27 protein-coding genes are annotated in these 22178 nt (G+C 53.6%); 18 read left to right on the top strand and 9 right to left on the bottom strand.

Annotation, left to right across the window (positions count from 1 at the left end; genetic code table 11):
* The first annotated feature begins 2 nt into the window (after positions 1-2).
* The 7 genes from QUD59_RS04285 (at position 3) to dnaB (ending at position 5899) form a co-directional block, all read left to right on the top strand.
* The gene (locus QUD59_RS04285) at positions 3-410 is read left to right on the top strand and encodes an OsmC family protein (protein ID WP_434025552.1); all 408 of its coding nucleotides are present in this window, start codon (positions 3-5) and stop codon (positions 408-410) included.
* 185 nt (positions 411-595) lie between these two features.
* On the top strand, positions 596-2263 hold the full coding sequence (locus QUD59_RS04280) for a cache domain-containing protein (RefSeq protein ID WP_286239826.1): 1668 nt from the start codon (positions 596-598) through the stop codon (positions 2261-2263).
* Between the two features lie 129 nt (positions 2264-2392).
* The gene (gene rpsF, locus QUD59_RS04275) at positions 2393-2815 is read left to right on the top strand and encodes a 30S ribosomal protein S6 (protein WP_286239824.1); all 423 of its coding nucleotides are present in this window, start codon (positions 2393-2395) and stop codon (positions 2813-2815) included.
* Between the two features lie 23 nt (positions 2816-2838).
* The gene (rpsR, locus tag QUD59_RS04270; protein WP_286239823.1) at positions 2839-3066 is read left to right on the top strand and encodes a 30S ribosomal protein S18; all 228 of its coding nucleotides are present in this window, start codon (positions 2839-2841) and stop codon (positions 3064-3066) included.
* 19 nt (positions 3067-3085) lie between these two features.
* A complete protein-coding gene (locus tag QUD59_RS04265; protein ID WP_286239822.1) occupies positions 3086-3934 on the top strand; it encodes a hypothetical protein in 849 nt (282 codons plus the stop codon).
* A gap of 38 nt (positions 3935-3972) precedes the next feature.
* Positions 3973-4419, top strand: a complete 447-nt coding sequence (gene rplI, locus QUD59_RS04260) for a 50S ribosomal protein L9 (RefSeq protein WP_286239821.1) — start codon at positions 3973-3975, stop codon at positions 4417-4419.
* An 85-nt stretch (positions 4420-4504) separates the two neighbouring features.
* Entirely contained in the window at positions 4505-5899 is a 1395-nt protein-coding gene (gene dnaB, locus QUD59_RS04255) for a replicative DNA helicase (RefSeq protein WP_286239819.1), read from the top strand.
* A 56-nt stretch (positions 5900-5955) separates the two neighbouring features.
* On the opposite strand, the gene QUD59_RS04250 is transcribed toward dnaB, so the two are convergent.
* Together QUD59_RS04250 and bioA are read right to left on the bottom strand one after the other, a co-directional pair.
* Positions 5956-6387, bottom strand: a complete 432-nt coding sequence (locus QUD59_RS04250) for an acyl-CoA thioesterase (RefSeq protein ID WP_286239818.1) — start codon at positions 6385-6387, stop codon at positions 5956-5958.
* A gap of 9 nt (positions 6388-6396) precedes the next feature.
* Entirely contained in the window at positions 6397-7683 is a 1287-nt protein-coding gene (bioA, locus tag QUD59_RS04245) for an adenosylmethionine--8-amino-7-oxononanoate transaminase (RefSeq protein ID WP_286239815.1), read from the bottom strand.
* A gap of 295 nt (positions 7684-7978) precedes the next feature.
* Here bioA and QUD59_RS04240 point away from each other — a divergent pair, with 295 nt between their 5' ends.
* The 4 genes from QUD59_RS04240 to QUD59_RS04225 all read left to right on the top strand — a co-directional run bounded on the left by QUD59_RS04240 (position 7979) and on the right by QUD59_RS04225 (position 10713).
* Positions 7979-8404: an HvfA family oxazolone/thioamide-modified RiPP metallophore gene (locus QUD59_RS04240; protein ID WP_286239814.1), complete on the top strand. Its 426-nt coding sequence runs from the start codon at positions 7979-7981 to the stop codon at positions 8402-8404.
* Between the two features lie 65 nt (positions 8405-8469).
* Complete coding sequence (locus QUD59_RS04235) at positions 8470-9327, top strand: HvfB family MNIO-type RiPP peptide maturase (RefSeq protein ID WP_286239813.1); 858 nt, start codon at positions 8470-8472, stop codon at positions 9325-9327.
* A complete protein-coding gene (locus QUD59_RS04230; RefSeq protein WP_286239811.1) occupies positions 9308-10084 on the top strand; it encodes an HvfC family RiPP maturation protein in 777 nt (258 codons plus the stop codon). Before QUD59_RS04235 ends, QUD59_RS04230 begins: the two co-directional genes overlap by 20 nt.
* 26 nt (positions 10085-10110) lie before the next feature.
* Positions 10111-10713, top strand: coding sequence for an HvfX family Cu-binding RiPP maturation protein (locus QUD59_RS04225; RefSeq protein ID WP_286240989.1), 603 nt, complete (start codon positions 10111-10113; stop codon positions 10711-10713).
* A gap of 47 nt (positions 10714-10760) precedes the next feature.
* Here QUD59_RS04225 and QUD59_RS04220 read toward each other — a convergent pair whose 3' ends face one another.
* The 5 genes from QUD59_RS04220 to QUD59_RS04200 form a co-directional block, all read right to left on the bottom strand.
* The gene (locus QUD59_RS04220) at positions 10761-10931 is read right to left on the bottom strand and encodes a hypothetical protein (RefSeq protein WP_286239810.1); all 171 of its coding nucleotides are present in this window, start codon (positions 10929-10931) and stop codon (positions 10761-10763) included.
* A gap of 153 nt (positions 10932-11084) precedes the next feature.
* Entirely contained in the window at positions 11085-11435 is a 351-nt protein-coding gene (locus QUD59_RS04215; protein WP_286239809.1) for a hypothetical protein, read from the bottom strand.
* 60 nt (positions 11436-11495) lie between these two features.
* Entirely contained in the window at positions 11496-12218 is a 723-nt protein-coding gene (gene tsaA, locus QUD59_RS04210) for a tRNA (N6-threonylcarbamoyladenosine(37)-N6)-methyltransferase TrmO (RefSeq protein WP_286239808.1), read from the bottom strand.
* 14 nt (positions 12219-12232) lie between these two features.
* Positions 12233-13861: a Na/Pi cotransporter family protein gene (locus QUD59_RS04205; protein ID WP_286239807.1), complete on the bottom strand. Its 1629-nt coding sequence runs from the start codon at positions 13859-13861 to the stop codon at positions 12233-12235.
* A gap of 113 nt (positions 13862-13974) precedes the next feature.
* On the bottom strand, positions 13975-14682 hold the full coding sequence (locus QUD59_RS04200; protein ID WP_286239805.1) for a ComFC family protein: 708 nt from the start codon (positions 14680-14682) through the stop codon (positions 13975-13977).
* Positions 14683-14791: 109 nt separating this feature from the next.
* Here QUD59_RS04200 and bioB point away from each other — a divergent pair, with 109 nt between their 5' ends.
* The 7 genes from bioB (at position 14792) to QUD59_RS04165 (ending at position 20625) form a co-directional block, all read left to right on the top strand.
* Positions 14792-15835 (top strand): biotin synthase BioB, encoded by a 1044-nt coding sequence (bioB, locus tag QUD59_RS04195; protein WP_286239804.1) that lies wholly within the window; start codon positions 14792-14794, stop codon positions 15833-15835.
* A gap of 42 nt (positions 15836-15877) precedes the next feature.
* The gene (bioF, locus tag QUD59_RS04190; RefSeq protein ID WP_286239802.1) at positions 15878-17050 is read left to right on the top strand and encodes an 8-amino-7-oxononanoate synthase; all 1173 of its coding nucleotides are present in this window, start codon (positions 15878-15880) and stop codon (positions 17048-17050) included.
* Entirely contained in the window at positions 17047-17817 is a 771-nt protein-coding gene (locus QUD59_RS04185; RefSeq protein WP_286239800.1) for an alpha/beta fold hydrolase, read from the top strand. The genes bioF and QUD59_RS04185 overlap by 4 nt, the downstream gene beginning before the upstream one ends.
* Positions 17814-18608, top strand: coding sequence for a malonyl-ACP O-methyltransferase BioC (gene bioC, locus QUD59_RS04180; protein WP_286239799.1), 795 nt, complete (start codon positions 17814-17816; stop codon positions 18606-18608). Before QUD59_RS04185 ends, bioC begins: the two co-directional genes overlap by 4 nt.
* A 6-nt stretch (positions 18609-18614) precedes the next feature.
* Positions 18615-19313, top strand: coding sequence for a dethiobiotin synthase (gene bioD / locus QUD59_RS04175; protein WP_286239798.1), 699 nt, complete (start codon positions 18615-18617; stop codon positions 19311-19313).
* Between the two features lie 73 nt (positions 19314-19386).
* On the top strand, positions 19387-19638 hold the full coding sequence (locus QUD59_RS04170; protein ID WP_286239797.1) for a hypothetical protein: 252 nt from the start codon (positions 19387-19389) through the stop codon (positions 19636-19638).
* 45 nt (positions 19639-19683) lie between these two features.
* Positions 19684-20625: a putative metalloprotease CJM1_0395 family protein gene (locus tag QUD59_RS04165; RefSeq protein ID WP_286239795.1), complete on the top strand. Its 942-nt coding sequence runs from the start codon at positions 19684-19686 to the stop codon at positions 20623-20625.
* Positions 20626-20646: 21 nt separating this feature from the next.
* Here the strand turns inward: QUD59_RS04165 and QUD59_RS04160 are convergent, their stop codons facing one another.
* Together QUD59_RS04160 and bamJ are read right to left on the bottom strand one after the other, a co-directional pair.
* Positions 20647-21408, bottom strand: a complete 762-nt coding sequence (locus QUD59_RS04160) for an alpha/beta fold hydrolase (protein WP_286239794.1) — start codon at positions 21406-21408, stop codon at positions 20647-20649.
* A gap of 50 nt (positions 21409-21458) precedes the next feature.
* Positions 21459-22085 carry a BamJ family beta-barrel-assembly machinery protein gene (bamJ, locus tag QUD59_RS04155; protein WP_286239792.1) on the bottom strand — a complete coding sequence of 209 codons (627 nt, stop codon included), beginning with the start codon at positions 22083-22085 and terminating at the stop codon, positions 21459-21461.
* Between the last annotated feature and the right edge of the window lie 93 nt (positions 22086-22178).

Genomic DNA, 22178 nt, shown 5'->3' with positions numbered 1-22178 from the left:
GTATGAGTGCCAAAGTCAAATGGGATGGTGATGTCCGTTTTCAGGGAACCACCGGTTCCGGGTTTGACGTCATGATCGATGGCGAGCTGAAACAGGGGCCGCGGCCGATGGAGCTGATGCTGCTCGGTCTCGGTGGGTGTACCAGCTATGACGTGATCGGCATCCTGAAGAAAACCCGGCAGGATGTGGTGGATTGTGTTGCTGAGATTGAAGCGGAGCGAGCAGATGCTGTGCCTTCGGTGTTTACTAAAATTCACGTTAAGTTTGTCGTCTCCGGCCGTGGTCTGAACGAAAAAAAGGTGGAGCGTGCGGTAAAGCTTTCCGCAGAGCAATACTGCTCAGCTTCCATCATGCTGGAAAAGGGTGGTGTTGAGATCAGCCACAGCTTCGAGATTGTTGAAGTTGAATGATCCGGCTTACCGCTGAGTTGAAGAGAAAAGCGCCGCAGGGCGCTTTTTTTCTGCCCCCTTTAAAAATAGGTTATAGTAGGGCGATTCTTGATTGGCCCTGATTTAATCTGGTTTTCAGGGTAACTTGCTGAATTAAATATTGTTCTACCCGGTTAATGGAAAGCCGGGTTTTCTCTGGTTGGAAGATGATGAGATTATCTATATCGAAAACACTGGCGCTGGGGATTATCGGTCTGCAGGTCGTGACGGTGGCGGTTATTTTGATCTCCTCCTATGTCAGTACGGAGCAGGTACTGATCGGCCACGCGCAGAAATTGATGCGCAACCTGTCCCGTGAGGTGATTCACCGTTCAGAGGAATTTCTTTCGCCAGCCCGGTCCGCGGTCAGCCTGACCCAGAATCTGGCCCGGCATCAGGTGGTCAGTGCAGAAAAGCCGCGGGAGATGGAGCAGTATTTTTTTGAGCAACTGTTGCTCTACCCACATATTGCCGGCATCTATTACGGCAATCTGGAGGGGGATTTCTATTTTGTCCGCCGCAGTCAGGAGGTTGGCGCTTACCAGATCAAGCGCATTATCGAGACTGAGATCGGTGAGCGTGAAGTAACCAATCGCTGGTTCGATGAGCAGCAGGTGCTGGTACAAAGTAAACAAGATCCCGGCGATGACTTTGATCCGCGTACTCGTCCCTGGTTCACCAAAGCGGTCAGCGAGCGCAAGCAGGTCTGGACCGACCCCTACCTGTTTTTTACCTCCAAAACGCCGGGTATCACTGTCGCCAGCCCTGTCTTTAACGAAGAGGGCGGCGTGACAGGGGTAGTGGGGGTTGATATTGACCTGTCTGCACTCTCGGATTTTCTCGGTTATCTGGAGTTGAGTGAGCACTCCTCCGCGCTGATACTGAACAATAATGGCGATGTGATTGCCTACCGTCAGGCCGAGGGGGGAAGTCAGCCTGTTACCAGTACCTCCCGTCGTCTGCTGCGGGTTGGTGAGTTGGGCAACCCGGCTGCAGAAGCGGCAGTGGCATCCCTCAACCGGTCGCCGGGGTGGTATGTACTGAACCGCGCCGAAAACACCAGTTTTGGCTACGACAACAAAGTGTTCCATGCGGTATTCACGCCGTTTTCGGATAACTGGCCCTGGCTGCTGGGGATCTATGTACCGGAAGATGATTTTCTTGATGAGATCAAACAGAATCAGCGCCTGAATCTGTTGCTGGCCGCCGCCATCACGCTGGCCAGCCTGATTATCGGGGTGATGTTTGCCCGTTCTCTGTCGCGTCCGATTAAGGCTTTGCAGAAGAATGTCGAGGCGGTGAAAAAGGGCCAGCTTGAGGTGGATATTGATGCCGGCAGTAGTATGTTCCATGATATTGAGGAAACCACCCGGGCGTTTGCCGGTATGGTGGCGTTCCTGAATGAAAATCAGCAGAAAAACGAACAGTTGAAGCGCCACCTGACCCAGCAGGCCAGCTTTATGGAAGCGGTGCTGGCCAATATTGACAGCGGTGTCGTGGTTTGTGATCTGGAAGGGCGCTTTATTTACTCCAACCGGGTGATGAATAAATTACGTGGATTACCGGAGGATGCGCGCCTGGAGCGCTTTGAGGATACACCGTTCCGGTTGTTTGATCCTGAGGGTGAGCAGCCGCTGGATAAACAGCAGTGGCCGATCTTCCGGGCGTTGGCAGGCGAAACCGTTACCAATCAGGACGTTCTGATTGTTTCTGCTCTGGGTGAACGCAAGCGGGCTCAGGTCAGTGGCCGGCCGCTGTACGATACCCAGGGTGAAAAGCTGGGGGCTTATATTCTGGTGCATCAGGTGACCTCCTCTCTCGAAGCCGTTGATTAATCTGTAGGCATAACTTGCAACCGACTTGCAAGGTGCGTAGAATTACGCGTCCTTTGGAGAACTATTTCCAATCTCCTTGCTGCCTTTCGCATGGTGCGGAAGGGGGCTATTAACCCGAAAGGAGCTAAAATGCGTCATTATGAAATCGTATTTCTGGTTCACCCGAACCAGAGTGAGCAGGTTTCTGCGATGGTTGAGCGTTACACCTCTCTGATCGAAGGTGCTGAAGGCAAAATTCATCGTCTGGAAGACTGGGGCCGCCGTCAGTTGGCTTACCCAATCAACAATGCTCACAAAGCACACTATGTCCTGATGAACATCGAATGTGGTCAGGAAACTCTGGATGAGCTGGAAAACCTGTTCCGTTACAACGACGCTGTTCTGCGTAACATGGTTATCCGTCGTAAAGAAGCGATCACTGAGATCTCTCCAATCAAAGCTGCTGAATCCCGCGAAGAGCGTAAGCCACGTCGTGAAGAGAAAGCTGCTGAAAAACCAGCCGAAGAAGCAGCACCTGCTGCTGAAGCTTCTGAAGAAGCTTCTGCTGAGTAATATTAATTCTGAGGAGAGATACAATGGCTCGTTTTTTCCGCCGTCGTAAGTTCTGCCGTTTTACGGCTGAAGGTGTTCAAGAGATCGATTACAAAGATCTGGACACTCTGAAAGGTTACATCACCGAAACTGGCAAAATCGTACCTAGCCGCATCACTGGTACTAAAGCGCGTTACCAGCGTCAGCTGGCAACTGCTATCAAGCGTGCTCGTTTCGTAGCGCTGCTGCCTTACACTGATGGTCATCAGTAATTAGGTAGGAGAGTCGCCTATGCGTGCCTTGGCCGAACTGGTCATGAAAGGCCGCAAACAAGCGGCTTTTGTGGCGGTTATTGCCGCCTTGCTGCCACTGCTTTACTGGGTGAGTGCAGCAACTGTTGCTCTGGTGACCCTGCGTAAGGGGCCGGGCGATGGTGCCGGAGTTCTGTTGTGGGTGTTATTGCCTGCCGGAGCTTGGGCATACAGTGGAGATCCGACACCACTGGCTGTGATAACAGGCGCTTATTTGCTTGCTGTCGCATTACGGGAAACCGTGTCCTGGGCGAAAGTGCTGATGATAGCACTGCCGATCGGGGCACTGGCCGGTCTGGGGCTGGAAACAGTGCTCGACGGTGTTCTCGGTCAGGTGATTGAAGCGACAGAAAAGTTTCTTTCACAGTCGGCGGCCCCGTCTGCTGAGGTCAGCCTCGACAGAGAGCGACTCCGGTTGCTGCTGTTAGGTGGATTGGGTTCGGTGCATACAGCGATCATGCTGCTCAGTTTGATCATGGCGCGTTCCTGGCAGTCCGGCTTGTACAATCCGGGCGGGTTCAGGCAGGAGTTTCATCAGTTGAAACTACCGCCATCCTTCAGCGGAGCGCTGTTACTGGTCGTGTTGTTGAGTTACCAGTTGGAGCTCGACTTTATGCGCTGGTTACCACTGTTATTGCTACCCTGGATCTTTGCGGGTTTCGCATTGGTGCATGGCAGTCTGGCAAAACGTGATTTAGGCAGGTCCTGGCTGGTGGCCTTTTATATGGCGATCATCTTTGTAGGACCGTATGTGATTACGCTACTGGTATTGGCGGCCCTTATCGACAGTTTTGTTGATATCCGGGCACGGATACCGGTCAAGAACTAGGACTGCAATTAGATTGCAGAACAAAAGAGGTTTACGAGATGGAAGTTATTCTGCTCGAAAAAATTGGTAAGCTGGGTAACCTCGGTGACAAAGTTTCCGTAAAAAGCGGTTTCGGTCGCAACTACCTGGTACCGCAGGGCAAAGCTGTTCCTGCAACTGCATCAAACGTTGCTGCGTTTGAAGAACGTCGTGCTGAACTGGAAGCTGCTGCTGCTGAGAAGCTGGCTGCTGCGACTGCTCGCGCTGAAGTACTGAACGAAAAAGAAGTGACCATCACTGCTAAATGTGGCGATGAAGGTAAACTGTTTGGTTCTATCGGTACTCGCGATATCGCTGATGCAATCACTGCTGCTGGTGCAGAAGTATGCAAGAGCGAAGTTCGTCTGCCAGAAGGCGCTCTGCGCGCTATCGGTGAGTTCGACATCGCTGTTCAGCTGCACCCTGAAGTTACTGCAACAGTTAAGCTGGCAATTGTAGGCGAGTAATCGTCTTCAGTCAGACACTGCTGTACTATAAAGCACTGCGTGGCTCAGCCCGCAGTGCTTTTTTGTTTTTTGACCGATGGACATTATGGAAAAGAGTGAACTGACAGACGCCGATCTGGCCAAGATTAAGGTGCCGCCCCACTCGATGGAGGCGGAGCAGTCTGTTCTGGGCGGTCTGATGCTGGATAACAACGCCTGGGATACCGTGTCTGAGGTGGTGCTGGATGATAACTTCTATCGTCAGGAGCACCGTCAGATCTACCGTACCATGCGCAAGCTGGTGAATAATGGTAATCCGATCGATGTGGTAACCCTGTCGGAGGAGCTGGACCGGACCGGAGAGCTGGAAAGCGCCGGAGGTCTGGATTACCTGATCGAACTGGCTAAAAATACCCCCAGTGCCTCGAATATTCGCGCCTACTCTGAAATCGTCCGTGACCGCTCGCTGTTACGGCAGATGATTACCGCTGCCAACGAAATTGCAGACGGTGCTTTCCACCCGGAGGGGCGTACCTCCGAAGAGATCCTTAACGAAGCTGAGCAGAAGATCTTTCAGATCGCGGAGAATCGTCCCAGTCAGGGCGGCCCGGAAGGGGTCAATGAGCTGCTGAAGAAGGCGGTCGATCGTATCGACACCATGTTCAACAGTGATGGCGATATGACCGGTGTGACCACAGGTTTTGATGATCTGGATAAGAAAACCTCTGGTCTGCAGCCCTCTGACCTGATTATCGTTGCGGCCCGTCCATCGATGGGTAAAACGACCTTTGCCATGAACCTGGTTGAAAATGCGCTGATGTCGAGTGATAAGCCGGTGTTGGTGTTCAGTCTGGAAATGCCCGCGGAGCAGTTGATGACACGTATGTTGTCCTCTCTGGGACGGATCGACCAGACCCGGGTACGTACTGGTAAGCTGGAAGAGGAAGATTGGCCTAAGCTGACCACCGCGGTAAATATGTTGCGTGACAAGCCGCTGTTTATCGACGATCAGGCCGGCATCAGCCCCAATGAGATGCGTACCCGGGCGCGACGTATTGTACGTGAACATGGCGATCTGGCGATGATCATGATCGACTACCTGCAGTTGATGCAGATGAAAACGCCGGGTATTGAGAGCCGTACCCAGGAGATCTCAGAGATTTCCCGCTCCCTGAAGGCGGTGGCCAAAGAGCTGGAGTGTCCGGTGGTGGCCCTGTCGCAGCTTAACCGTACGCTGGAGCAGCGGCCTAATAAACGTCCGGTTAACTCGGATCTGCGTGAATCCGGTGCGATCGAGCAGGACGCCGATGTGATCATGTTTATCTACCGTGACGAGGTGTACAACGAGGACTCTGAGCACAAAGGGGTTGCGGAGATCATTATCGGTAAGCAGCGTAACGGTCCCATCGGTACCTCACGTCTGGCCTTTATCGGTAAGTACACTAAATTTGAGAATCTGGCGCCGGATGTCTACGCGCAGTATGCTGGGATGGATGACTAGTCTCTGAATGTAAAAAAGCCGCACTTAGCGGCTTTTTTATGGCTTTTAGGCGCCGTTTATCTCAATTTAACCACTTTATCCATGAATGCTTCGGGGATTGGGCTGACTTTGCGTTTCTCGTAATCAAAGAACACAACGCCAGTTTTGGCGTGGGCCACTTCGACAGCAGTTTTCTTGTTACTGATCAGGTAGTAGATATCACAGCCATACTTATTGAAGTCACCCACAGCTACATCGATCTGTAGTTGATCGCCATGGAAGCCTTCCGCTTTATAAACAATTGCAGAGTCTGTCATGATCAGACCCAGGCCCTCAATGTCCAGCTCAGCATAGTGATACTGGTTGAGAAAACGAATACGCGCTTCATGCACAATCGAGAGCATCGCATCGTTACTCAGGTGACCGCCGTAGTTGATATCACTGATACGGATCGGTAGTTCAGTAGAGAAAATATAATTCTCCGGCATGTCGATCTTTATTCTTGCCATGTTCGCTTCCTATCTCCTGTAGTGGGCGATCGCATCAATCATGCCCCGGGTGAGCAGATCCAGATCATCATCCTGCATCACGTAGGGCGGCATTACGTAGACTAGTTTTCCAAACGGCCGAATCCAGAGGCCGCGTTCAATAAACAGTTTCTGTATCTCTGTTGTAACGACGGGCTCTTTCATCTCAATGACACCAATGGCACCGAGGCAGCGAACATCGGCGACGGCCTCCAGCTCTGTGGCGGCGGCAAGCCCGGCTATGAGGCCTTGTTCAATCCGCAGGACATTCGACTGCCAGTCGTTGGTCTGCAAAAGCTGCAGGCTCTGATTCGCCACGGCGCAAGCCAGCGGGTTACCCATAAATGTGGGGCCGTGCATAAAACAGCCCGCGCCGCCTGCGGAGATTGTCTCGCCGACTTTTGCGCTGGTCAGCGTGGCTGCCAGTGTCATGTAACCGCCGGTCAGTGCTTTGCCGACACAGAGAATATCCGGCTCAATGCCAGCGTGTTCACAGGCAAACAGTGCGCCGGTGCGGCCAAACCCGGTCGCGATCTCATCGGCAATCAACAGTACATCGTATTCATCGCACAGTTCACGGGCTTTTTTCAGGTAGGTGGGGGAGTAGAAGCGCATTCCCCCGGCACCCTGCACAATCGGTTCGAGTATCAATGCGGCGATCTGGCCGTGGTTTTCTGCCAGCAGACTGGCCAGAGGAGTGATCTCATCATCTCTCCAGGCGTCCGAAAAGCCGATCTGAGGAGCCGGAGCAAAAAAGTGTTTTGGCAGTACGCCGCTGAAAATTTCATGCATGCCGGTAACCGGATCGCATACTGACATCGCGCCAAACGTGTCTCCATGGTAGCCGTTGCGGATGGTCAGTAATTTATGTTTCTGCGGTTTCCCCTGCGCGTGGTAGTACTGGATCGCCATTTTCAGTGCAACTTCAACGGCGACAGAGCCTGAGTCGGCGAGAAAAACCCGATCAAGTCTGGCGGGGGTCATCTCGACCAATTTACGGCACAGCTCAATGGCTGGTTCGTGAGTCAGACCACCGAACATCACGTGTGCCATACGGTCGATCTGTTCGTGGGCAGCCTGATTCAGTTGTGGATGGTTATAGCCATGAATCACCGACCACCAGGAGGCCATGCCATCGATCAGCTCGCGGCCATCAGCGAGCTTGATCCGAACCCCGGATGCGGACTCCACCGGATAAGCGGCAGGAGGATTGATCATCGATGAGTAGGGGTGCCAGATATGTTGCTGGTCGAACTCAACCTGCTGATTGTTGATCATGGTACAGACCTTATGTCTTGCGTTGCCGATATGAATGCCCTGAGGCCGAACCGCTAATTAGAGCCTGCCTGAGCTAAGGGATCAAGCAAACTTCAGGGTTGGACCAAAGTTTATGGAACCATTTATCAGTCATGGAATCTATCTGTGGTACTCGGATGACAGGTAAAGGTAATTCAGAATAATTTTTGAAACCTTATTAAAATTCCTGAGTCTCAACCGCAAGAGCTCGTGACAGGCTCTGGCAAACATAAACAAGAGCAAGACGATAACAAACTGACATTAGGGGTGTTTTAAAATGGCTAATCAATCTTCTGTAAAACCGATGGTGGCTGCGGTAGGCGCCGCGTTTATTGCGGGTATGGCAACGGCACCAATCGCGACCGCTGCAGAGAACCCGTTTGCAACGACGGATCTCTCTTCCGGTTACAACCAGCAGTTGGCTGCCAGTGAAGGAAAATGTGGCGAAGGGAAGTGCGGCGCTGAGAAAAAAGCGGAAAAAGAAGGCAAGTGTGGTGAAGGCCGATGCGGTGCTGAGAAAAAAGCCGAGAAAGAAGGTAAATGCGGCGAAGGCAAATGTGGCGGTGATAAAGCCAAAAAAGAAGGCAAGTGCGGTGAAGGTAAATGTGGTGGTGATAAAGCTGAGCGCGAAGGCAAATGCGGCGGCGATAAAACTAAGAAAGAAGGTAAATGTGGCGAAGGTAAATGCGGTGGTTCTAAGTAACTATCCGGTGTAACCACAGAGGCCCTGCCATGCAGGGCCTTCAGTTTAATCAGTGCGGGGGCAAGATGGACGCGGATGCAAAAAGTTATCCGGTAGCAGGCGCCGGAATGGGATTCAGACGTTCTATGGCTGATACCTTGCAGGAGGCTGCGCCGGGGGCCTTTGACTTTCTCGAAATTGCGCCGGAAAACTGGATCGGTCTGGGAGGGCGTTTTGGTAAGTGGTTACGCCACTACACCGAGCGGCACCCTTTTATGGCACATGGTCTTTCGCTCTCTATCGGTAGCCCTTCGGAACTGGATTTTGAGTTTCTTAAACGCCTCAAAGTCTTCCTTCGGGAACATAATATTCGCGGTTACTCGGAGCACCTGAGTTACTGTTCGGATGACGGTCATCTTTACGATCTGATGCCGATACCTTTTACCGAGGAAGCGGTGCACTACGTAGCGGCGCGAATCCGTCAGGTTCAGGATCTTCTGGAGCAGCGTATTGCCATGGAAAATGTCTCTTACTATGCCGCACCCGGAGCGGAGATGAGTGAGCTGGATTTTCTCCTCGCAGTGCTGGAGGAGGCGGACTGTGACCTTCTGCTGGACGTTAACAATGTCTATGTAAACAGTGTTAATCATGGTTACGACCCGCAGGCGTTTATCCGGTCAATGCCGGCGGAGCGGATCATGTATCTGCACATTGCCGGACACTATAACGAGGCGGAGGATCTGATTGTGGATACCCATGGTGCCGATGTGGTGCAACCGGTTTGGACGCTGCTGCAGCATACCTATGATTGTTTTGGCCCGGTGCCGACGCTGCTGGAGCGGGATTTTAATATACCGCCGCTGGTTGAGCTGTTGCAGGAGGTGGATCAGGTGCGTTTCTATCAGAATCAGTGGAAGTTGAATCATGCCCAGACCGTCGCCTGATCGTTCTGAATTTCAGCAATTACAGTACGCCTTCGCGGGCCATATTCGCAACCCTGATGCGCAGTCAGCACCGGAAGGGGTTGAGGATCGGCGTATGGGGATCTACCGGGAACTGTTTTTTAATAATGTAGAAGGCTTTCTGGCGGGAAACTTCCCGGTGCTGAAGAAAATATCATCGCAAGATTACTGGTTAAAGCTGGTGCGTAGCTTTCTTGATCAGCATCGCTGCCAGACCCCTTATTTTCTCGAGATCGGTGAAGAGTTTATCGATTTCGTCAGTCACGCGCGGCAGCCTGAACCGGAAGATCCGCCATTTCTGGCAGAGCTGCTGCACTATGAATGGGTAGAGCTCGCGCTGGATGCCTCAGAGATTGAATTGCCTGTTCAGGATGTCGATGCTAACGGTGATTTACTGCAGGGTCATCCCCGGCAATCACCGCTTGCCTGGTTGCTCAGCTATCAGTTTCCTGTGCATGGTATTGGCCCGGAGTTTCAGCCGCAGGCGCCGGGGCAGGCCCCGACTTTTCTGATCGCATACAGGAATCGTGAGGATCAGGTCCATTTTATGGAGGTTAACCAGGTCACTGCGCGTTTGCTCTACCTGTTAAATGAAGATGATGCCCTCAGTGGACGTGAGGCGTTGCTGCAGATAGCTGAAGAGATGCAGCACCCTGATCCTGAGATGGTACTGCGTGGCGGAGCAGAAACGCTGGAACACCTGCGTACCAAAGGCATTATTCTCGGCACCCTGCGCTGAGAAGCAGATAGGATTTATCAATGAATATGATCGTGAATTTTTTCAATCGCCTGCAGGACGGGCTGGATAAAAGCCGCTGTCTGGACGGGGTGGCGCCTCTTTTATTGCGTCTGTATCTGGCACCGGTTCTGCTGCAGGCGGGGTGGAATAAGTTGTCCAATTTCGAGGACAGTGCTGCCTGGTTTGGTAATCCGGAGTGGGGGCTGGGGCTGCCTTTCCCTGAACTGATGGTGGCGCTTGCGGCGGGAGCTGAGTTTGTCGGGGGGATGCTGTTAATCGTGGGTCTGGCCGTTCGCTGGATCAGTATCCCGCTGATGGTGACGATGCTGGTCGCTGCGTTTGCCGTGCACTGGGATAATGGCTGGCTGGCGATAGCAGACGGTAGTAGCTGGCTGGCTAATGATCGGGTAATGGAAGCGCAGGAGCGCCTGAGTATGGCAAAAAGTATTTTGTCTGAGTATGGCAATTATGACTGGCTGACCGGGCGAGGTTCTGTGGTGATATTGAATAATGGTATCGAGTTTGCCATCACCTATTTTGTGATGCTGCTCAGCCTGTTCTTTACCGGAGGTGGTCGCTGGTTCAGTCTGGATTACTGGATCGCTAAGCGTTTTCGTTCCTTGTCCTGATGCTGCATAAAAAAGGCCGCTTTTGCGGCCTTTTTTATCAATTGGACTTACCGCTGGGTCGGGTAAGTCATCAGGCTGAAAACGGCGTCTGTGTACCAGTGCGAAGCGCTGATCAGATCGTTGATGCTTTCGGATTCCATCACCCGTTCCAGATAACATTCGAAAAGTGCACTGGATTCCTCAAGCATGTTTTCAACATGGTCGAACGTATTAGTCATTGTGGCCTCAAAATTCGCTGTCGGCTGGCATAAGACTCGTCCTGAGCGATGCCCGGCAGGAAAGAAATAGGGGATCCTGTATTGCCGCAGCATTTTACTCGGTTATTAGACTTTGGTCAAAGATTGAGCAGTGTTGTCTGGAGGGCTTTAGGGTCAGAGACTTTTTTCCAGCAGTTTCCGTTTTTCTGATTCACTGAGTGTGTCGGGGTCCTGATCGGTCATGGAGCGGATCATCTCGTCGAGTAACGGCGCGCAGGCGCTGGTGGAATCCAGCATATTATCGATCACCTGACCAACCGTCGGATCCTGCTGGCTGTTCAGTGCCTGCTGGTCATCCATGCATTGGAGGTAGTTATCCAGATAGGCGGTCCCGGTCTCACTGCGCTCTTCGAGCAGGCCCGGGAGGTGCTGCAGCCACTGCTGTAGTTGACTGAGGTCAGTGTCAGCGGAGGCGAGGGGTGAGAGCAACAGGCTGCTCAGAAGCAGGCCGGGAATGGTTTTCATAATGAATCCTGTCAGTAATTTATGCACAGCATAGGGGAAGACGGCTTAAGCGAAGGTGAATCATTGCTGCTCAGCTTCTGCTGCTATGCTGTCCACGATAATGGCTTCATCGGTAATACGGAAGCGGATGTTAAAGTCGTGCAGACGGACGCCATAGCTTTGTTCGGCCGTATTCTTTTTGTAGGCGGGTCGTGGATCGCATTTAAGCAGTTCGCTGATCTGAAGCCTCAGTGGTAAGTCGGATTCCCGTTCTTTCTGGCTGAGGAAAGCATCGGCAGCGTCAGCAAAAATAACCGGTTGCGAAAGGGTGCTGATCTCCCCGGCCAGTTCAAATTCAGCTTCGTCGATCCGATCCGAATAGGGCAGGTAGGGTTTGATATCGATGATCGGCGTGCCATCCAGCAGATCGGCGCCGCTCACCACCAGTTGCACTTTGCCGGCCACTTGCTCTATCGCAATCAACCGGACCGGTGACAGGCCAACGGGATTGGGGCGGAAGGGCGAGCGGGTTGCAAAGACTCCGAGCTTTTTATTACCGCCCAGTCGTGGCGGACGGACGAGGGGTTGCCAGCCTTTGTCGACACATTCACTGAAGATGAATAATAGCCAGATATGACTGCAGCCTTCGAGCCCGCGGACCATGTCCGCCGAATCAAATCCCGGTTGCAACACAATGCGAGATATCAGGCTACTGGCCAGCCCCGGCTGGCGGGGAATGCCAAACTTCTCTTTGAACGGACTGGCGACAGTAGCAACGGGGGTAAAGCTAAACGGCTCTGACATGGGCTTTCCAATGGTTATCCGGCCTCCGCGATCGGCTCGCGGGGTTGTATCGGTGTCAGGCTGCTCCAGTAACGCGAGGCTTTTTCAACCTGACCGCTGAGGCGGTGAATATGACTCAGCCCCTCGAGTAATTCAATCCCCTCTTGCGGGTTGATGCGGCCAGCGATACTGCTTTCCATCACATGAGACTTCAGTATCTGGTATTGCTTTTCCATCTGCTGGATCAGGCGGCGGCTATCCAGCCCAGAGCTGTCGACCTGAGGATGAATTTCACAGCTATCGATCAGTTCAATTGTTGCGTGCTGGTATTCATAGAGCAGTTTTTGCAGCGAGTGATCTGTGATCTGCTCAAAGATCGGATAATACTTGGGCATCAGGGCCGAGAGTCGGGCAATTTCGCTGTAGTAGCGGGAGATGCGCATGGCAACGGGCAGGGCTGCACTGATCTCTTCGGTGAGGTTGGCCAAAGCTATTTTCTGATTGTAGCGGCCTATCTGGTCATTTAATCCTTGCAGGCTGGTGGTCCATGCTTTGAGCTTAGCGACTTCTGAAGGTTCAGCGCTGATGGCGGCACGTGCCATGGCCGAAGTCATTTCACTGACCCGGCTGAGTTCCCGGCTCATGGCTTCGATGGCCAGAGCGGGTGATGCGAGTACGGTATCATCCAGATAGCGTGGCTGGCTTAACTGCTCCTCCTGAGAACGGAAGCGGCGCTGAAGAAATTGTTCCAGCCGGTCTGTCAGGGGCCACATCAAAACGACACCCATCAGGTTAAACAGGGTATGGAACGCTGCCAGCAGCACAACCAGATTGGCACTTTCATTCTGTGACGGGGCAAAACCGGCGAGCAGGAAAAGAATCAGTAATCCGACGATACCGGTCAGCAAATTAAACAGCACATGGGCTGCAGCAATACGTTTGGCATTGGACGTGGCACCAATAACCGAAAGCATGGCTGTGGATGTTGTACCTAAATTCGCGCCGATCACCAGTGCGCCGGCAGAGGGAAGCGGGATTGCACCTGCGGCGGTCAGGGAGAGGGTTATCGCCATGGCGGCCGAGGATGACTGCATCAGGAAAGTGAGGATAAATCCGGCCACAACGAACAGGATGAGGCCTGCCGGCGCGTGGCTGATCTGCTCCAGAGGCAGTTGCTGTTCAAGGCCGTCGAAGGCGCCTTTGAGGAAATCCAGTCCGATAAAAAACAAGCCAAATCCGGCGAGGGCCATGCCAAAATGGCCGCGGCGGTTTTCGCCGGCGCTGAGATTAATCAGCATACCGAGACCTACCAAAGGCAGGGCAAAGGCGCTGATTTTGAGTTTGAATCCGATCAGCGCAACCAGCCAGCCGGTCATGGTGGTACCGATATTACAGCCGTATATCACCGTGATTGACTGACGCAGTCGTAACAGTCCGGCATTCACGAAACCGATGGTGGCAACGGTAACCGCGCTGGATGATTGCACCAGCGCGGTGATCAGAATGCCCGCAAGCAACCCTTTCAGCGGTGAGCTGGTGGCTGTCTGGAGGGTGCGTTTTAAGCCCTGCCCTGCGGCTTGTTTCATGCCATTGGTCATCAGGTGCATACCGAGCAAAAACAGGCCGATGCCGCCAGCCAGGTCTCCAAACTGCCCCAGATTCATCCGCTACTCCTTATTCGCGCTGCGCCCAGTCGGCAGCACCTTCAGGCGCGGCCGATATCGTTATTACGGAACTTAATTCTTGATCTAAAAGGGGAAATAATCAATCTGTCGGCTCAGAACTGATCTGTCCGGGCGCAGGTAATCGCTTCAACCCGTCGGGCACCAGCCTTTTTAAGGCTGTGGCTGAGGGTTTCCAGTGTCGCGCCGGTGGTCATTACATCGTCGATCAGAATCAGATGCAGCCCCGGGCAGCGCTTGCAGTTAAAGGCTCCCTTCTGATTGCGCAGGCGCTGCTGTCGGTTCAGTCCCATCTGCGCATGGGTTGTGCGGGTTTTGCGGATCAGATGGCTGGCGAGTGGAATCCCGGATAGCCGGCTGAGCTGCCGGGCCAGCAAATCTGCCTGATTAAAGCCCCGTCTGATCAGGCTGTAAGGATGCATCGGAACCGGTATCAGTGCATCTGCACTGTCGGGGATGTCGCAGTGATGCCACAGTAGTTCTGCAAGCGTGCTGATATAGCAGGTCTGTTTCTGATATTTGGTCTGGGTGATCAGGTGATCAATGGGGAAGCGGTAGTGGAATGGGGATTGAATGCGATCAAAGCTGGGTGGATGGCTGATGCAGTGTGCGCACAGCAGCGTATTCTGGTTAGGGGATTGGAGAGGCAGTGCGCAGCGTGAGCAGCAGCTTCTGAGCCAGGGCAGATCGGACAGGCAGTCCGGGCAGAGATTGATAATACTGCCGGGTTCAGGATGGAAGCGGCGATGACATAAAATGCACAGGTCAAAAAATGACCTAAGGTTAACCGGTGGTGTTTTCATGGGTTGACAGCTCCCTCTGTGCCGATAGAATGAGCGGCTATACAACTCAGAATAAACGCTGTGGTAAGGCCTCCTGCCTTGCAGGCTATTTTCCCGGAGATAAGACAAGATGCAACAGTTGGGTGCCATTCGTCATGACTGGACAGAGGCAGAGGTTAAAGCTCTGTTTGAACTGCCTTTTAACGATCTGATGTTTCAGGCGCACAGCGTGCACCGGCAGAACTTTGATCCGAATGAGGTGCAGGTCAGCACGCTGTTGTCGATCAAAACCGGCGCTTGTCCGGAAGATTGCAAATATTGTCCGCAGAGCGGCCATTACAACACCGGTCTGGAAAAAGAGCGCCTGATGCAGGTAGAAAAGGTGATCGAAAAGGCTAAAAAAGCCAAGGCGACCGGTTCTACCCGCTTCTGTATGGGCGCAGCCTGGAAACACCCGGCAGATAAAGACATGCCTTACGTGGTTGAGATGGTGAAGCAGGTTAAAGCACTGGGGCTGGAAACCTGCATGACACTGGGCATGCTGGATCAGGATAAAGCCAGTCAGCTTGCTGATGCCGGTCTGGATTATTACAACCACAATCTGGATACCTCGCCTGAGTTTTACGACAAAATTATTACGACGCGAACCTATCAGGATCGTCTGGATACGTTGCAGAATGTGCGTGATTCCGGGATGAAAATCTGCAGTGGCGGTATTCTCGGTATGGGTGAAACCGCTCAGGATCGCTATGGATTGCTGATGCAGTTGGCGAACATGCCGGTGCAGCCGGAAAGTGTTCCGATCAACATGCTGGTTAAAGTAGCAGGTACGCCGCTGGAAAATGTGGATGATCTGGATCATCTGGATTTTATCCGCACCATCGCGGTTGCACGGATCATGATGCCGGCCTCTCATGTTCGTCTGTCCGCAGGACGTGAGAAAATGAGTGATGAGATGCAGGCGATGACATTCTTTGCCGGTGCTAACTCAATCTTCTACGGTGAATGTCTGCTGACGACGCCAAACCCGGAAACTCATCGTGATGTGCAGTTGTTCCGTAAACTGGGTATCAACATGGAGCAGCGGATCGGCGATAACGATGAAACTCAGGAAGCCGCGATCCTGAAAGATCTGCAGAAACAGCAGGACAGCTCTGTCTTCTACGAAGCCTGATGTCGGCCGGGAGCCTGTCTCCCGGTCTCTGATGAGATTCTTATGTCTTTTAACTCTCTCTCTGCCGAGCTTCAGGCCCGGAAGCAGGCATCCCTTTACCGCCAGCGGCGCACGCTGGAAACACCGCAGCAACCGGTAGTTCAGGTTGATGGGCGTGAATACTTGGCGTTCTGTTCCAACGATTATCTGGGGTTGGCTAATCACCCGGAAGTGATCAAAAGTTTCCAGCAGGCTGCAGAGCTTTACGGTGTAGGCGGTGGTGCTTCTCATCTGGTAAATGGCCATAGCCGGGCCCATCACGAACTGGAACTGGCGCTGGCTGAGTTTACCGGCCGGCCCCGCGCGTTGCTTTTCTCTACCGGCTATATGGCGAATCTGGGGGCGGTGAATGCGCTGCTGGACAAACAGGATGCCGTGTTTCAGGATCGTCTGAACCACGCATCGCTGCTTGATGCAGGCCTGCTAAGCGGGGCGCGTTTTCAGCGTTACCTGCACAATGATCCTGTTAGCCTCGATAAACGTCTCGGGAAAACCGAGGCGCGTCGTAAGCTGGTGGTTACCGATGGTGTTTTCAGTATGGACGGTGATGTGGCCGACCTGCCGGCGCTGGCTGATGTTTGTCAGCGCCATGATGCCTGGCTGATGGTGGATGATGCTCACGGCTTTGGCTGTCTCGGAGCGCAGGGCGGTGGTTGTGCAGAGCAGTTCTCTCTGTCCGGCGAGAAGTTACAGGTGCTGGTTGGTACGCTGGGGAAAGGCTTCGGTACAGCCGGTGCTTTTGTTGCCGGTTCTGAGGAGTTGATCGAAACCCTGATTCAGCATGCCCGGACTTACATCTATACCACCAGTATGCCTCCGGCGGTGGCTGCGGCGACGTTGACCAGTCTGCGCCTGCTGCGCAGTGAAACCTGGCGCAGAGACAAACTGGAGGCCCTGATCACTCAGTTCCGTCGGGGTTGTGAATCTATGGGCCTGTCATTGATGGACTCGCCAACACCGATACAGCCGATTTTGATTGGTGAATCCGATCAGGCGGTGGCGATGAGTCAGGCGCTGGAAGCCGAAGGGATCTTTATCAGTGCGATTCGTCCGCCAACGGTTCCTGCGGGAAGTGCACGCCTCAGGGTAACCCTGAGTGCGGCACATACTGAGCAACAGGTGCAGCGCCTGTTGGATACGCTGGAGCGGGTTGCCCGGGAGCGTGGTGTCATATGAGTCTTTACCACGAGCGACGTGAAAATCCGGGTAAGCCGGAGTTGGTTTTGTTACACGGCTGGGGCATGAATAGTCAGGTCTGGGGTGACTTTGCTGATTGTCTGGCATCAGCGTTCAGCCTGACCCTGATTGACCTTCCGGGTTTGGGGCGGTCTTATGATTTTCCGCAACCTTATACCTGTGAGGCGGTACTGTCTCTCCTTGCTGAAGTGGCGCCTGAGCAGGCTTCCTGGCTGGGATGGTCGATGGGTGGGCAACTGGCGTTGGCGTTTGCCGAACGCTATCCGCAGCGGGTAGAAAAGCTGGTCACGATTGCTTCCAATCCCTGTTTTGTGCAGCGGCCGGACTGGTCCTGTGCGATGCCTGAAGCAACCCATGCCGAATTTGAGGCGGGGCTTGAGGCAAACCTCAGTAAAACCCTGAACCGGTTCGTGATGTTGCAGACGCAAGGGGCTGAAGCGGGACGTGAAACGCTGAAGTTTCTGAAGCAACTGCTGCGCGAAACTGAACCAAGTGCACCGATCGAAAGCCTGGGTTTGCTGAGAGATGATCTGCGTCCATTGCTCGGTCGCCTGAAGCATCCAATACTGCAGGTATTTGGCGATCAGGATCTGCTGGTGCCGGTTGCCGCGGCTGAAGCCTGTGAAGCGCTGAGCGGACAACCGGTGATTGTCTATCCGGGAGCGGGGCATCTGCCATTCTATTCCCATCGAGAGCAGCTCTGTGCTGATCTGACAGGGTTCTTAAGGGAGCCTCTGGCACCGTGACACAGTTAATTGATAAACAGCGCGTAGCCAGCTCTTTCAGTAAAGCCGCCCACACCTATGACAGTGTGGCGGAGCTGCAGCGGGAAGTGGGTTCAGCGCTGTTGCAGTACCTTCCTCAGCAACCGCAGCAGCGGATAATGGATCTGGGGAGTGGTACCGGTTACTTCACGCCGGAACTGGTAGCGCGCTACCCGGACGCTCAGCTCATCAATTTGGATCTGGCGTTCGGCATGTTGAGTTACGCGCGCAGCCATCGCTTTGCGGAACAGGCGAGTTGGTTATGTGCCGATGCTGAAGCGCTGCCACTGGCTTCAGGTCAGGTGGATCTGATCTTTTCCAGTCTCGCGATTCAGTGGTGTGAGGATCTGCCTCAGTTGCTGCGGGAGATTAACCGGGTGTTATCACCGGGTGGCCGTTTTGTGGTGGCCACGCTGGGGCCTGAAACATTATCAGAGCTGCGTTACGCATGGCAGCAGGCGGATGATTACACTCATGTAAATCAGTTTTTGCCGGCAGAGGCACTGCATCAGGCGCTGCCGCCGGGCTTGCGTTGTGTGCAGTTAGATCAGGTTTTTAAGGTACTGAAATACGCCCAGTTAAAGCAGTTGACTGATGAGCTGAAGGGACTGGGCGCCCATAATATGAATTCAGGGCAGCAGACCGGGCTGACCGGCCGCGCCCGGATAAAGCGTTTCAAAGAGGCTTATGAAGCCCGGCGTCATCCAGACGGGTATCTTCCCGCTACGTATCAGGTTTATTACGCCGTATTTGAGCGTGCAGAGCAGGAGTAAATCCGCATGGCTAAACACACCTATTTTATCTCAGGCACCGATACGGATGCCGGTAAGACCATTGTCGCCGCCGGTTTGTTGGCGGCAGCGAATGCACGGGGCATGTCCTCGATGGGACTGAAACCGATCTCAGCGGGCTGTGACGCTACAGAAGATGGGTTGCGTAACGGTGATGCGCTGCTGTTGCAGGAAACAGCATCACTGAAGTTGCCCTACGAGCAGGTTAACCCGGTAGCCTTTGAGCCCCCGATTGCGCCGCATATCGCCGCTATTGATGAGAAACGGATGTTGAGCGCTGATCGGATTGCTGCTTTGTGCAAGGGAGCGCTGATGCAGCCTGCTGATTTTGCGCTGGTTGAAGGCGCGGGGGGCTGGCGGGTACCGCTGAGTCACCGTGAAACCATGGCTAACATCCCCAAACTTTTGAATATCCCGGTGATTATGGTGGTGGGCATGAAACTGGGTTGTATTAATCATGCGCTGCTCACGGCAGAGAGTATTGCCCGGGATGGCTTGCGTCTGGCGGGCTGGGTGGCAAACCGGATCGATCCGGAGATGTCCCGCTATGAAGAGAACCGGGCTACCATCGAAGCCATGTTACGTGCACCCCTGATCGCTGAAATCCCTCATCTTGAGGAACCTTTGCCAGAGAACGTTGCCGAATATATTGATCTGGACAAATTATTCGAGCAGGGCGCTGGCTAAAATATGAACATTCGCGTCTGGTGATCTATAATTACTGTTGCCCTAGCTGTATCTGAATTATTTGAGGTGTGGCATGAATGTGACAAACGCTCAACAGACAGGACTGATCGGAATTAACCGGGGACTCGACAATGCGCCGCGTGCTGCTGGCGATGTGACCGGTTCCGGTAAACCGGATCAGCCTGAACAGGCAACCGGACGAACCCAGGATGAAGCTGTGGTTGAATCCGCTGCGGGTACTCAGGTTGAGGCTGCTGCGACTAAGGTGGTCGGGCAGGCAGTCGAGCCGGGTGAGCCCGGGTCAATCATTAATGTTCGTGTCTGAGTCCGGGCTCCCGTTCTGATGAGCCCGCCAGGGGAGGATAGTTAAGTGCAGATATTCAGTGCCGCCAGTTCGCAGGCGTTGAATTCCAGTGCTGCCCCTCAGGAGCTTCGCTCCCGCGATCTTCAACGTCTGTTTTCTACTGCCAATGCGGTGCCTGTTGAGCAGGAGCTGCAGTCTTCGCGCAATTTTGTTAATCGTGATCGGGTTACCCTGTCGGCTGCAGCCACTGAGCTGTCGCGTCTTGCTATTAATGATCCAACGCCGCTAAAGCGTGATGATGGAGAGCTGGTTGGGCTCGAATCCAATGATGCTGAGCTGGTGGGTCTGGAATCCCCGGTAGCCGGTAGCGCAGGGGCAAAAGCATCCGCTGAGGCGGAAGAGCAGCAAGAGCTTGAGATTACCCGTGAGCTGGCTAAACGTGATCGTGAAGTGCGTGCACATGAGCAGACCCATGCTGCCATTGGTGGGCAGTATGCTTCTGCGCCCAGTTATTCTTATGAGCGAGGGCCTGACGGCCGGCTGTATGCGGTCGCGGGCGAAGTGAAAATTGATACCTCACCTATCCCCAATGACCCTCAGGCGACTCTGGAAAAAGCAGAAATTATTCAGCGTGCAGCGCTGAGTGTGGCAGAGCCCTCCTCGGCCGACAGGGCTGCGGCGGCCGAAGCCCGGGTGATGGCGATCGAGGCAAGGGCTGAAATCCTGCAGATGGAGGAAGAGGCGCGTGCTGAACAGTCTGCGGACAGAGTGAATGAGTCTGAACAGGAAGATGCTGATGATGATTCGCCTACTGCAGGGGAGCGCTTACAGGCGCTGCGTGATGAGCGAAGTGCCCGTTCAGAGGGGGCTGCTGAGGCGCTGAATGAGTTTAACGACCGTCTGAATGATCTTAATAAGCAGTTGGCTGAGATCAATAAAAAGCTGGTAGATGCCGGCGTTTTCCAGAAACTCTTCCCTGAAGGCTCGCTGCTGGATCAGCAGGTCTGAGTCCGCCTTTTTCTGCTAAGACTATCCCAGATAATCTAATACCATCCGGCTGAAGCTGTCTGCCTGTTCGGCATGAGGCCAGTGCCCGGCATTCTGGATGACCTTGTAACTGGCTTTGGGGAACAGGCCTAAGAGATCATCCCGATACTCCGGAATCAGATAGTTTGAGTTGGCGCCCTTAATAAACAGAACCGGCTTCGGGTAGGGGCTGCTTCCCTGAGGGGCTGCGCTGATCTGCGCATAGTCATCATGCAGGGCCTGCAGGTTCATACGCCAGTCAAATTGTCCGGCTTCGTTGCGGTAGAGGTTTTTGAGCAGAAATGCCCGGACTGAGGGCTCTTTTATCAGTGCTTGCAGTTGGCTGTCGGCTTGTGAGCGGCTTTTCAGGCTGGTCAGGTCGATGCTGAACAGGCCCTCGAATACATCGTCGTGATGCCGTGGGTAGACAACGGGTGCGATATCAACAACGATCAGTTTGTCGATTCTGTCAGGGTGATTCAGCGCCAGTTGCATAGCTGCTTTGCCGCCCATCGAATGACCGAGAATATGCGCTTTGCTTACGTTCAACTGCTCCATCAATGCCAGAATATCTGCGGCCATTAATGGATAGCTCATCTCATCACTGTGGGGGGAACGGCCATGGTTTCGCAGATCGACCGCGATCACCTGAAACCGTTCTGCCAGTGATTTAATCTGACTACCCCAGTTCTCCAGGGTGCCAAACAGGCCGTGCAGGATGATCAGAGGCTCACCCTCGCCATGAAGCTGATAGTTGAGTTGCATGCGAATTCTCGAAAAAAGAGGCGGTCATGCCGCCTCGGTTTTAGCTGTGATCAGAGGATGTCCAGTAGCTCGACATCAAATACCAGTGCAGAGTACGGAGGGATTCCGCCCGGAGAACCCTGAGCGCCGTAAGCCAGGTCGTATGGAATGTACAGTTTCCACTTGGCGCCAACGTTCATCAGTTGCAGTGCTTCTGTCCAGCCGGCGATAACGCCGCCAACCGGGAACTCTGCTGGCTGGCCGCGGTTGTATGAGCTGTCGAAGACGTTGCCATCGGTGAAAGTGCCGTGATAGTGAACACGGACTTTGGATTCGCGGCCCGGTTTGTCGCTGCTGCTGTCGCCTGCTTCAACGACTTCGTATTGCAGGCCGGATTCCAGCACGATCACTTCATCGCGTTTGGCATTGTTGCTCAGGAACTCTTCACCAGCGGCAGCAGCTTCTTTCGCTGCAGCTTCTTGCTGCGCACGCAGACGATCGTTGATGACATTGAAGGCTTCCTGGATATCTTTAACTTCAACGCGCATCGCTTCGCCGTTGAAAGCGTCGGCAATACCTGCGGAGATGGCATTCAGATCCATACCCTCGAAAGGCTGTTGTGCCAGCTGGTCGCCCATTTGACGGCCGATACCGTAGCTCGCTTTCTGTTCCAGTGTTTCCAGTTGTACGTCAGACATTAATAGAGTCCCGCTGTTGCTTAAAAAAACGGGCTATCCAATCAGCCCGTTACTGTGAAATCAGGGAATCTGCGAATAAGTCCTGTCAGTGTC

The sequence above is a fragment of the Neptuniibacter halophilus genome (assembly GCF_030295765.1).
GTDB lineage: Bacteria > Pseudomonadota > Gammaproteobacteria > Pseudomonadales > Balneatricaceae > Neptuniibacter > Neptuniibacter halophilus.
This window is presented reverse-complemented; position numbering and strand designations above follow the sequence as displayed.